12 protein-coding genes are annotated in these 12,781 nt (G+C 29.9%); 1 reads left to right on the top strand and 11 read right to left on the bottom strand.

The genetic code is table 11. From position 1 onward, the window contains the following. The first annotated feature begins 43 nt into the window (after positions 1–43). Positions 44–967, top strand: coding sequence for a hypothetical protein (locus tag CLVI_RS08950; RefSeq protein WP_106059787.1), 924 nt, complete (start codon positions 44–46; stop codon positions 965–967). 140 nt (positions 968–1,107) lie between these two features. On the opposite strand, the gene CLVI_RS08955 is transcribed toward CLVI_RS08950, so the two are convergent. The 11 genes from CLVI_RS08955 to CLVI_RS09005 all read right to left on the bottom strand — a co-directional run bounded on the left by CLVI_RS08955 (position 1,108) and on the right by CLVI_RS09005 (position 12,493). Next, the gene (locus CLVI_RS08955; RefSeq protein ID WP_106059788.1) at positions 1,108–1,725 is read right to left on the bottom strand and encodes a hypothetical protein; all 618 of its coding nucleotides are present in this window, start codon (positions 1,723–1,725) and stop codon (positions 1,108–1,110) included. A gap of 136 nt (positions 1,726–1,861) precedes the next feature. Further along, complete coding sequence (locus CLVI_RS08960) at positions 1,862–2,071, bottom strand: hypothetical protein (RefSeq protein WP_106059789.1); 210 nt, start codon at positions 2,069–2,071, stop codon at positions 1,862–1,864. 40 nt (positions 2,072–2,111) lie between these two features. Further along, on the bottom strand, positions 2,112–2,504 hold the full coding sequence (locus CLVI_RS08965; protein ID WP_207655351.1) for a hypothetical protein: 393 nt from the start codon (positions 2,502–2,504) through the stop codon (positions 2,112–2,114). 175 nt (positions 2,505–2,679) lie between these two features. After that, entirely contained in the window at positions 2,680–3,270 is a 591-nt protein-coding gene (yihA, locus tag CLVI_RS08970; RefSeq protein ID WP_106059790.1) for a ribosome biogenesis GTP-binding protein YihA/YsxC, read from the bottom strand. Then, positions 3,260–5,587, bottom strand: a complete 2,328-nt coding sequence (gene lon, locus CLVI_RS08975; RefSeq protein WP_106059791.1) for an endopeptidase La — start codon at positions 5,585–5,587, stop codon at positions 3,260–3,262. The genes yihA and lon overlap by 11 nt, the downstream gene beginning before the upstream one ends. Before the next feature lie 156 nt (positions 5,588–5,743). Next, positions 5,744–7,435, bottom strand: a complete 1,692-nt coding sequence (gene lonB / locus CLVI_RS08980) for an ATP-dependent protease LonB (RefSeq protein ID WP_106059792.1) — start codon at positions 7,433–7,435, stop codon at positions 5,744–5,746. 131 nt (positions 7,436–7,566) lie between these two features. Then, on the bottom strand, positions 7,567–8,862 hold the full coding sequence (gene clpX / locus CLVI_RS08985) for an ATP-dependent Clp protease ATP-binding subunit ClpX (protein WP_106059793.1): 1,296 nt from the start codon (positions 8,860–8,862) through the stop codon (positions 7,567–7,569). A 29-nt stretch (positions 8,863–8,891) separates the two neighbouring features. Then, positions 8,892–9,491: an ATP-dependent Clp endopeptidase proteolytic subunit ClpP gene (gene clpP, locus CLVI_RS08990; protein WP_106059794.1), complete on the bottom strand. Its 600-nt coding sequence runs from the start codon at positions 9,489–9,491 to the stop codon at positions 8,892–8,894. A gap of 141 nt (positions 9,492–9,632) precedes the next feature. Continuing rightward, positions 9,633–10,916 (bottom strand): trigger factor, encoded by a 1,284-nt coding sequence (gene tig / locus CLVI_RS08995; protein ID WP_106059795.1) that lies wholly within the window; start codon positions 10,914–10,916, stop codon positions 9,633–9,635. A gap of 110 nt (positions 10,917–11,026) precedes the next feature. After that, entirely contained in the window at positions 11,027–11,806 is a 780-nt protein-coding gene (locus CLVI_RS09000) for a hypothetical protein (RefSeq protein WP_106059796.1), read from the bottom strand. Positions 11,807–11,917: 111 nt separating this feature from the next. Next, positions 11,918–12,493 carry a hypothetical protein gene (locus tag CLVI_RS09005; protein WP_106059797.1) on the bottom strand — a complete coding sequence of 192 codons (576 nt, stop codon included), beginning with the start codon at positions 12,491–12,493 and terminating at the stop codon, positions 11,918–11,920. Positions 12,494–12,781 lie beyond the last annotated feature (288 nt).

The raw sequence follows: 12,781 nt of genomic DNA on the forward strand, positions 1-12,781 counted from the left end.
ATGTTTAGAATCATTTCATATACATAACTGAGGTGATTATTTAATGAAGTTCATTATCTTAAAGAAAAAACAACTTTTCAATGTTTCTGTAGTGATTATTCTAATAATATTACTATTATTACTTATTTTACCCCTAGATACTCCTGAATCTGAAAATGTTTTTAATCCAATAGATATAAACAAAAACTTATCCTCAGATTTTACTGGTGATGGTAAAGATGATATTCTAGAAGTTATTTCAAAAAATGATAAAAAAGACATCAAAATAACTGTTAATAATAAAGCATTTTTCTTAAGTGAGCTTATCTTAGATAATATCCTATGTGATGATGTATCTTGGTGGCCATTAAAAGTTTATGTAAAGGAAATATCAAGAAATACCACTCCTGAAATCATGATCCAAGGAACAAAAAATAAAAAACCTGTCACCTATTTATTTACTTGGAATGAAGATAACTTTGTTAATATATATGAAGCTTCAAAAAATATCTTTGGAATATTGAACTCTAGTGGGAACAGAACTCCTCAATGCTATAATATTAATTCCTTCTCAGGAATACCTTCGTTATACTCATTTATGGTCCTAGATAATGAAATCTTGGATATTACAAAAGATTGTAAACCTATATTCAATTTAGAAATTATTCAAACTTTTATAGATTTGGTGCAAAAAGATTATGAATTAGAGGAAATTCCAGATATTTTTAAAGAAAGTATAGATACAAAGGAATTAGCAGCTCTATGGAATCTTGATAAGGAACAAAATTCCTATAGCTTTCAAGATGCGTTCTTCTACGATGAAAATATTAATGCTAATGGAAATATAACTTCCCTAAAATGGAGGTTAACCTTTGAAAAGTATGTTAAAGATAAAGATGATTCTTCTAAAACAGAGTTAGTAATATATGTAACATTCGAAAAAATTATTGAAAATTCCTACAAAATTTCATCATTTTATATTCAATAAAGCAAAAGGCCGCTTACTAGGCGGCCTAAAAGGGGGATTGGGGGGGATTAGCTTATATGAAGAAAATCTTCACTTAGCTATGGGAGAATATCTTCTCCGGTACATTATTATTATTGACTAAACATTCTTAATTTATACACTTATTCAGAATTATCTTTAAAAGTTCCTTTATCATATAATTCTATTATTTTATCTATAAATTCTATTTTATTTATATCAACTATTTTTCTTAGAGATTTCAAAAATTCCATATTCTCATCCTCTTCTGAATCTAAGATTTCATTCTCACGGTTTTTTTTCTTATGTTGGGTAGACTTATTAACATTATCATTCTTACTTGCAGCTTTAGTCTTAACAGTAGCATTATTATTTGCAACATTATTATTATCTGTAGCATTGTTGTTTTGAGTATTATTATTATTGTTGTTGATAGCATTATTACCAGTATTATTGTTGTGTGTAGTATTATTACCTGTAGCATTATTATTGAAATTCGCACTATTATTATTGTTTGCATTATTGTTATTGTTTGCATTATTATTGTTAGTAGAATTAAAATTATTTAATGAATTTAAATCAAATCCATCCTTATTCATTGATGATAATAAATTTCCTAATCCACTCATATCAATATTTCCACCTAGCATTGATAAAAGTTGCTGAGGATTAATGCCAAATGGATTGTTATTCATAGAACCAATAGGACGACTACCATGTATATCATTTCCTTCATAAGATTTATGTCTATGTTTTGCCATAATCGATCCTCCTATTTACGTATTATATAAATCATTATATGTAGAATCTTCTAATCTGTTAAATATTAATTTATAAATTTTTGGAGGGCATCTCTGCCCTCCGTTTAACTTTACTACCAACAATACCCTTTAGCAGTTATAAAGAATCTTGGCTGCAGCCGTAAAGTAAAAATAGTAATATTATCAATATTGAATTATTATTTAATAGGCCAGCTCCACAAGCTATTAACCAAAACAGTATAACTTCCCATATTCCGCCGCCTGATCCGTCTAGTATACCACCTCCGCCATATCCACTATTTGCTTCGCAGCAGCAATATTCTTCTTTTCTCTTTTTCTTTGACATAACTATCTCTCCTCCTTTTGATTAATCAGATAGCTTTTTATTAGCATCCACAGGTTCCAAAATTATCATTATTTGCAACTGAGTTACATGGTCCACAGCAATCATTACCGCTACCACAAATAAACAATAATACTAATAAGAATAACCACCATGATCCACCAAATAACCCACCTTTTTTCTCACAACATGGATCTACATATTCTTTTTTCTTGCAATAGCACTTAGGTTCTGGGCAACAACATGCGCCTTGGTTTCCTGCACCAAATCCAGTTCCTCCACTGAAGAATACGAGAATTAAAATAATCCATATCCATGCTCCGCCACCAAATCCGCCACCGAATCCGCCGCCACCACAAGCATTATTACAATTATTATTAGTGTTGCTACCACTATTATTGGAATTTAAACCGTTAATAATGTCATTGATTTCCATAATCATTTCCTCCTTGAATCTTATATTTGTATTTCATACTATATACTATTCTCTCTAAATTTATTTGCCACAGCTTTAGCATAAAGATATTTAGAATTATTTTGTTTGAAATGATTATATAATGTTGAAAAAAAAGAGAGTGTAAGAATTTCATCTTACACTCTCTTCAAACTTTTTATTCACTAGCTAAATCTTCAAACAAATAATCCACTAACTCATCTCTTCCTCTTTTATTAGCAGAGGAAAATAGGTATAATTTTTTATCATCAGGTATTTTCAACGTTTCTCTAATTAACTTTTCTTGCTTTCTTAAATCATTGTTTGATATTTTATCTTTTTTAGTGGCTACTACAATAACGTCGTATCCATAATGTTTAATCCATTCATACATAGTAATATCATCAGCAGTAGGTTTATGTCTTGAATCTACTAATAAAACAACTCTCTTAAGTTCTTCTCTATCATATAAATATGTTTCAATTATTTTTCCCCAACTTGCCTGTTCTTTCTTAGATACTTTAGCATATCCATATCCAGGTAAATCTACTAAATGAAAGTCATTATTTATAAGAAAAAAATTAATTAATCTTGTCTTTCCTGGAGTCTTACCAATTTTCGCTAAATGTCTCTTGTTTGTTAAGGCATTGATTATTGAACTTTTACCTACATTTGATCTTCCTACAAAGGCAATTTCTACTCTATTATCAATAGGGTACTGAAATTTCTTTACAGCTGAAATAATAAATTCACTCGTTTTAATTATCATTCGTATCATCTCCAATTAAAGCATTTTCTAAAACTGTTCCAACATGTGCAGCTTCTATTATAGTTAACTTACTTCTTATACTAGTTGGTATCTTCTCTATGTCTCTTGCATTTTCCTTAGGAATTATTATAGTATCCACTCCAGCTCTAAATGCTGCTAAAGTTTTCTCTTTTAATCCTCCAATAGGCAAAACTCTGCCAGTTAAGGTAACCTCTCCTGTCATAGCAACATTGCCTTTAACTTTTCTACCAGATAAAGCTGACACTAAAGCTGTAACCATAGTAACTCCAGCTGAAGGGCCATCCTTTGGCACTGCGCCCTCAGGAACATGAATGTGAATATCTCTGTTTTTATAAAAATCTTCTTTAACACCATATTTCTGTGCATTTGCTCTAACAAAAGAATATGCTGCCCTTGCTGATTCTTGCATTACATCTCCAAGTTGTCCTGTTAATTCAAGTTTACCAGCGCCTTTCATAACCATAGCTTCTATAGGTAGAGTATCTCCACCATATGCAGTCCATGCCATTCCAGTTACTACTCCCAGCTTATCTTCATTTTCTATTTTATCAAAAGTATATGTTCTAGCCCCTAATAACTCTTCAACTTTTTTTAGGTTAATAGTTATGCTTGCTTTTTCTTCCTTTGCCAAATTAGCAACAGCTTTTCTAATAAGTTTTCCTAAGGTTCTCTCCAAGCCTCTAACTCCTGATTCTCTTGTATATCCATCTACTACTTCCCTAATTGCATCATCTTGCAACTTTATTGTTTTTTTATCAATATTATATTCTTTAAGTATCTTAGTCATAAGATGAGATTTAGCAATATGGAACTTTTCTTCATAAGTATATCCTGAAACTTCAATTATTTCCATTCTATCTAGGAGTGCTATTGGAATTGTATCTAAGCTATTTGCCGTAGTTATAAATAAAGTTTTAGACAAATCAATAGGTAACTCAATGAAATTATCTCTAAAGGTTTTATTTTGTTCACCATCCAATACTTCTAAAAAAGCATCAGCAGGATTCCCCTTATATTCAGAACTTAACTTATCAATTTCATCTAAAAGTATTAATGGATTCATGGACCCAGCTTCCTTTAATCCATAAACAATTCTACCAGGAAGTGCTGCTACATAAGTCCTTCTATGACCTCTAATTTCGGATTCATCTTTTAACCCACCCAAGGACATCCTTACATATTTTCTATTAATGGCTTTAGCTATAGACTTTCCAATAGAAGTTTTACCTACCCCCGGAGGTCCTACCAAACAAAGAATAGGGCCTTTCATTGATCCACTCATTTTCTTTACTGCAAGGTATTCAATAATTCTTTCTTTAACATCCTCTAACCCATAATGTTCATCATTTAACACTTTCTCAGCTTTAGCTAAATCTAATCTTTCTTTGGTATATTTACCCCAAGGCACGTCCAGTAACCATTCCAAATAAGATTGTACTGTATTTCCTTCTGATGAAGACATATTCATAATTTTCAGTCTACCCAACTCTTTCAAAGCCTTAGTCTTAACTTCATCTGGTAGCTTATTGTTATTTATCTTTTCTTCAAAGTCTTTTATTATAACTTTTTCCTCATCATCTTCTCCAAGTTCTTCTTGAATAAACTTAAGTTGTTCCCTAAGATAAAATTGCTTTTGAGAGTCATCAATACTTTTCTTCATTTTATTTGCAATCTTGTTTTGAACTGTAATGACCTTAGACTCATTTTCTAATGTCACTAACAGTAGCTCAATTCTTTTTTTAATATCTAAAGTTTTTAACAACTCTTGTTTAGTATCTTCTTGCAATGGAAGATAACTAGACACTATATCAGTAAAAGCATAAGGATTTTTTTCATATGTTATATTTTTATCCATTTCCTCAGAGTTATCACCAGCCATTTTTACGAATTTCTTAAAAGATTTCCTTAGGCTATTAAAATACCCTTGAGTCTCTATATCTTCTATACCCTTTTCTTCAATAGTCTCCACAATAACTTCGAAATATTCTTCATTATCTAGATATTCTTTTACTTTTCCTCTTGCATTACCTTCAACTAGAACTCTCATAATATCTCCAGGTAATTTTATGATCTGCTTTATTTTGCATAAAGTTCCTATATCAGTTAAATCCTCTTTTGTAGGATCATCCTTTTCAATATCAGTTTGTGCTACTAAAAAAATATCTTCATTATTTAGCATAGCTACTTCTATAGCTTCAATAGATTTTTTTCTACCTACATCAAAGTGCAGTATCATATTAGGAAAAATAGTTACTCCTCTTAGAGGAATTAATGGAAGTGTATTCTTTTTATCCATATTTCTTTCCTCCATCCACATATTATTTATTAGTCTTAAATAGTATACACATAATAATTTTTTTTTTCAATAAATAATAATGAAAAAGTCACTTATGCACATGAAAGAAAATAATAGGCCAAAGATACGATATATATTTTTTTGATTGTGCTTAAACTAGATAGTACCTTTTATATCATCTCTTAGGCTTGCCGAAAGTATATCTATATTTGCATCATTTTCAACAAATCTAAGTTCTTCATTTTTATAAAACACTTTATTAAATACTTCTCCTATACTCTCAACTAAATATATCTTAATTCCTTTGATACCATCTAAACTTGAACTCCAATTCTCTTTAGGAATAATAATAATATTTGCACCTGCTTTCTTAGCCCCCATGATTTTAGCTTTAACTCCACCTATAGGTTTTACTCCACCTAATACGCCAATTTCACCTGTCATTGCAATATGATTATCTATTTTAATTCCCTTAATAGCACTGTATATGGCAGTAGCAATTGCTATGCCTGCTGAAGGTCCATCTACCGGTGTACCTCCAGGAAAATTTATATGAATATCATACTTACTACAATTAAGATCATAAATATTATTTAATACAGTAACTACATTCTCTACTGAAGATATTGCAGTACTTTTTAATTTTATTCTTCTATTAGAATTAGAAATACTCTCTTCTTCAACCATTCCACATACCTTCAAAGTTCCCTTGTTTCCTAGTACTTTCTTTGCTGATACCTCAATCTGCATAGTAATTCCTTGATTTGCTCCATAAATAGCTAATCCATTTACAATACCTACCTGTGGTTCTTTGCTAATTTTTGTTTCTATTCGCTTCGTATATTGTCCATTTTCAATTACCCATTCTACATCTTCAAAAGTAATATTATTTCTTCCTGCATTTAAGGCTATCCCTCCAGATAATTGAATTAAATTAACAACTTCTCTACCATTATAGCAATATTCTCCTATAGCTTTCTCTGCCTTTTTCTCTATTTCAAGTCCAAATTTAGCTGTTGCATTATTACCAATTTCTATTATTTCATCTGGCATAAGACTTCTAAAAAATATCTCTACACATCTTGATCTAATAGCAGGCAAAATTTCGTCCGGTCTTCGTGTTGTGGCCCCAATTAATCTAAAATCTGCTGGCAATCCATTATCAAAAATCTCTTTTATATAATCTGGCATATTAGGATCCTCTGAGCTGTAATATGCACTATCTAAAAAGACTTTTCTATCCTCTAGAACCTTCAGTAATTTATTTAATTCAATTGGATGAAGTTCACCAATTTCATCAATAAATAACATTCCTCCATGAGCTTTTGTTACAGCTCCTGGTTTTGGTTGAGGTATTCCTGCAACGCCAAGTGCTCCAGCTCCTTGATATATTGGATCATGAACAGAACCAATTAAAGGATCTGCTATTCCTCTTTCATCAAACCTTAATATAGTTGCATCTATCTCAACGAATTTAGCCGCATTTTTAAAAGGTGATTTAGGATTGTTTTTTGCTTCTTGCAAAACCAATCTAGCTGCTGCAGTTTTCCCAATTCCGGGTGGCCCATATATTAAAACATGTTGTGGGTTAGGACCACAAAGAGCTGCTTTTAATGCAAGTATTCCTTTTTCTTGACCAATTACTTCTTCTAATTTTTTTGGTCTACTTTTTTCAGTTAAAGGAATAGTTAACGCTATGCTTCTCATTTTTTTTAATTTATCCATCTCTTTTCTATTCTCTTTATTTATTATTATTTTTTTAGTTTTCATTCCTTTATTACTACTGACTATAAAATATATTAACACTGCCATTAACACTACTTGTAATATGATTAATATTTCTGCCATTATCTATATCCCCTCCATAATTTATAACTTCTTTTGTTATAATTATGAACTTATGAAGGTTGTACTATTCAATTACAATTAAATTTTTTTCTATAAAAAAAGTACAATAGCTATTGCCATTGTACTTTGAATTAAGCTGTTTCCATACCCTTACTCTTTTTTATCTTTTTAGGCTTTTGAAGTAGTCTTTCTTCTCCTTCAGGTAGCCTATGAATTTCCGGTTGTTCTCTTTTTGTAATAGTCGGTTCTGTAATAACAATCTTTGTTATTCTTTCATCAGAAGGAATATCAAACATTATTTCAGTCAGTACATCTTCTATTATAGACCTTAACCCTCTAGCACCAGTTTTTCTTTCTATAGCCTTTTCTGCTATAGCCTGTAAAGCTTTCGGAGTAAAATCAAGTTCAACATTATCCATTTCAACTAATTTCTTATATTGCTTTATTAAAGCGTTTTTAGGTTTGCTTAGTATATCAACTAAAGCTGATACATCTAATGAATCAAGAGTCACAACAATTGGTACTCTACCTACAAATTCAGGTATTAATCCAAATTTCAATAAATCTGTTGGAAGAATTTCTTTGAATAATTTTCCAACATCCTTATTTTCTTTAGATTGTATATCAGCACCAAAACCTATTGAACTAGTTCTAGTTCTCTTTTCAATTATCTTGTCTACTCCATCAAAAGCTCCACCACATATAAATAATATATTAGCAGTATTTATTTGAATAAATTCTTGATGTGGATGTTTTCTTCCCCCTTGAGGTGGTACAGATGCTACAGTTCCTTCTAATATTTTTAGTAAGGCTTGTTGAACACCTTCTCCAGATACATCCCTTGTAATAGATGGATTTTCTGATTTTCTAGCAATCTTATCTATTTCATCAATATAAATTATTCCCTTTTCAGCTTTTTCTACATCATAATCAGCATTTTGAATAAGTCTTAAAAGAATATTCTCAACATCTTCTCCAACATATCCTGCTTCAGTTAACGTTGTAGCATCAGCTATTGCAAATGGTACATTTAAATATCTAGCTAAAGTTTGAGCTAAAAATGTTTTACCTGAACCTGTAGGTCCTAAGAGTAATATATTACTCTTTTGCAGTTCAATTTCATCATTTACATCCTTAGAATTAACTCTTTTATAATGATTATATACAGATACGGAGAGAGCTTTTTTTGCTCTTTCTTGCCCAATAACATAATCATCTAGATACTTTTTAATTTCCTGTGGCTTTGGTAATTCTTTTGAATCAAACTCTACAGTTTCCTCAAATTCATCAGCAATAATATCTGAACATAAATCAATACATTCATCACATATATAGACTCCAGGACCTGCTATTAATCTCTTAACTTGATCCTGATTTTTGCCACAAAACGAACATTTTAATTGTTTTTTGTCATCATACTTAGCCATTTATTCACCTCACTTTGAGTAATGTTATATTACTTCTTTTTACCTATTTCATTTTTTATCATAACCTTGTCAATTATTCCATATTCAACAGCTTCATCTGCATCTAAATAATAATCTCTTTCTACGTCTTTAGAAAGTACTTCTATAGATTTCCCTGTATTTTCACTTAATATTCTATTAAGCTTTTCTTTAGTAACTAATATTCTTTTTGCATGAATATCAATATCTGTTGCTTGCCCTTGGAAACCACCTGATGGTTGATGAATCATAATTTCAGCATTTGGAAGAGCTACTCTCTTTCCCTTTGCTCCACTAGATAATAAGAAAGCACCCATTGATGCAGCTAATCCTATACAAATAGTTGAAACATCAGCCTTAATATAATTCATTGTATCATATATAGCCATTCCTGCTGTTACAGAACCTCCTGGACTATTTATATATAAATAAATGTCCTTATCTGGATCTTCACTCTCTAAAAATAGTAATTGAGAAACGATAAGATTTGAGGAATCATCGTTTACTTCTCCACTTAGCATTACTATTCTATCTTTTAATAATCTAGAAAATATATCGTATGATCTTTCACCTCTACCAGTTTGTTCTACTACCATAGGTACTAATGCCATTTTATTACCTCCTATTTATATATCTCTATCTTTTAACTTTAGAGTTATATACAATTATACAAGATTTTATAACTTTTGTTAACACTTATATTTGAAATAATTGCCAAAAATTAATTTTGGCAATTATTTTTCAATATTAAACTATTTTACGTTATTAGTTAACACCTTTATTGTTTTCTCTATAATTATATCTTTTTCTATCATAGGTTTTTGTGACTTAAGTAGCATTTCAGCCATTTTTTCATGTTCTGAAGCTGAATACATCTTTGCAAGTTCTAAAGCTTTTTCTTTTACTTCTTCTTCAGTAGTTTCAATTTTTTCTGCCTTACTTATTTCTTCTAAAACCAAATCAGCTTTTACTTTCGCTTCAGCATTTGATTTCATATAATCTCTCATTTTCTCAGTAGAGCTTCCTGTAAATTCCATGTATTGATCTAAAGTCAATCCTTGTTGCTTTAATCTATTTTCAAGATCTGAAACCATACCATTAATTTCTTTTTCAATCATTATTTGTGGTAGTTCGATTTCTGACGCTTCAACAGCTGCTGCAATTACTGCATTCTCGAATTCACTAATAGCTTTTTTCTCATTATTTTCTTCCATCTTCTTCTTTATATCTGCTTTAACTTCTTCTAAAGTATCAAATTCTGATACTTCTTTAGAAAATTCATCATCTAATTCTGGAAGTTCTTTAACCTTTATTACATTTACTGTTACTTCAAAAGAAGCTTCTTTTCCGTTTAATTCTTCTTTGCCATAGTTTTCAGGGAAAGTTACTTTAACTTCTCTCTTTTCTCCAACTGCAGCTCCAACTAATTGTTCTTCGAAGTTACCTATAAATGAACCTGAACCTATTTCTAGAGAAAAATCTGTTCCTTCTCCACCCTCGAATAAAACACCATCAACGGATCCTTTAAAATCTATAATGGCTATATTTCCATTTTCAACAGTTCCTTCTGTTTTAGTTTCAACTCTTGAATTTTTTTCTTGCATAGCCTTTAATTCTTTTTCTATATCTTCATCTTTTACATCATATACTGGTTTTTTAACATCTAATTTCTTATATTCTCCAAGTTTAACTTCTGGGAATATTGTTATTTCTGCAGTATATACTAAGTCTTTACCTTCTCCAACTTCAACTACATTAATGTTTGGATAATCTACAGGCTTTATATTGTTTTCATCTAAAACCTTAGCATAAGTATCATCTATAGCAAAATTAATAGCATCTTCAAATAATACTTCTATTCCATAAAACTTTTTAACCATTGACATTGGTACTTTTCCATTTCTAAATCCTTGAACAGTATAATTTGACTTATTCTTATTATAAGATTTCTTTAAAGCCTCACTAAACTTTTCTGCCTCTACTCTTACTTCAATTTTCACTAAGTTTACTTCTATTTTTTCCATTTTAGCTTCCATCTTTTATATTCCTCCTAAAATAGTCGTCTTTTTTTATTATCCTTTTGATATACTAGGATATTGTAACACATATACCTAATTATTATCAATTTATTTGTTATTAATAGATTCTATTTTGAAACACTTCCATCAGCTTTCAAGTAAAATACTACCCCATTTACTGTAATAGCAATTCCCTTATCAGGAACTATATCCCCTACCACTATCTGATTTCCAACTAAACTCCATAATGGATTTTCATTACCTGTAGCTAAATCATATAGCCATACAAATTGTTTTTGTCCATCATTCCTGAAATAAGGTAGCTCACTTACATAAATTATTTTAGTATCATCTATGAATTTTCCTTGTGAATGCCATATATAAGTCGGTGTACTGCTTAAAATTCGGTCTTTCGGGAAACTTTGACCTGCCTGTGATACATATTCCTTTTTAGTCAAGTCTTTAATAACACCTTCATTATTAGCAATTTTTAGATTTTGTGACTTATCTAAAAATAATATTTGTTCCTTTAAAGGACTTATATTAAAGCTTATTCCATCTATTGGTTCTACCGATACAAATTTTTTCTTACCATCTTCCTCAATATATTCTGCCTTTGCTACAATTCCTTCAGCAACATTTATATCAATATAGGTTTTTTCTGGAGTCTTAGGAGTTTCAGTTTCTTCAACTTGCTCAACTTCTTCAACTTCCTCATTTTGATTACCACTGTCTACCCATGCTTGCATTTTATCTTTCACATTTGTTAAGTTAAAATTTTTAATTTCTGAATTAAAGCTTATAATCACAGCTACAACTATTGCTAAAATTGCTGTAAATATAATCTTGTTCCTTCTTCTTTTCATTCGTCTTTCATAGTTTTTACTAAAAATACTTGGTTTAGCCAATACCCTAACCTCCTGTAGAAAGCATCTATTTACAATCATAACTTCCCACTATCTATCTTACATTATAACCTATTCTATCTTATTTTTACATATTTTTTAATTAAATAATTCTTAATTTTTACAACATCCTTTACTACCGCAACCACTGTTGCTACTTCCTTCTTTTATACTGCAACACCCTCCGCACTTTTTATCTGCAACTATATTGCTTGAATATTCTTCATATTCTGGTCTATCAGCTAATAAGTCTAAGTGTTTTCGTCCAATTGTAACTAAACCTAGTTTTTCATTATTTTTAGAACAAGTAAAATATACTTTAATATCCTCTATTCCTTTTGCATTAATAAAGTCTAATATTTTTTCCTTCACTGAATCCATATGTTCTTTATTAGAAATTATGTGTCTTATAATTAATAATCCTCCATTATCTAAGGTAGAATTTTCATTTTCTACTTCCCTCTTAAGTTCCTCTAATGTATTTCTCTCGTCTCCTATAATAAAAATACCATTACAGTTGCTATTTGTATCTATATTACACTTTATAATTTCATATTCTCCATTTTTAATATTAATTAATAATTTTTTTTCTTGATTAATTTCATCTACGATTATACTACCATCAGTAATTCTTTTAAGTATACACATCATAGTTTTATCTATTTCGTTTAATAAATTCTTATCACCCATTAATCTACTCCTCCTAAATCTTTTTATCTGTAATATACTAATATAATTCTAAATTCTACTAAAATTCAAAAAATATTGGTATTTGTTTGTTTCTGTATTATAATATATTTATATATATTATTTTTGCCCACACCGCTCAATTAGTTAAACTAATTGAGTTCATATAACCCCTAATTATGTTCATTCATCCCTTTCAAAAGGATGAACATAACCCTTTGGCCTGTACTTCTTAAGTACAGGCTTTTTAATATGATTTAACTTATTTTAAAAAGCACTTAGATATACTAT

The sequence above is a fragment of the Clostridium vincentii genome, from assembly GCF_002995745.1.
Taxonomy (GTDB): Bacteria; Bacillota; Clostridia; order Clostridiales; family Clostridiaceae; genus Clostridium; species Clostridium vincentii.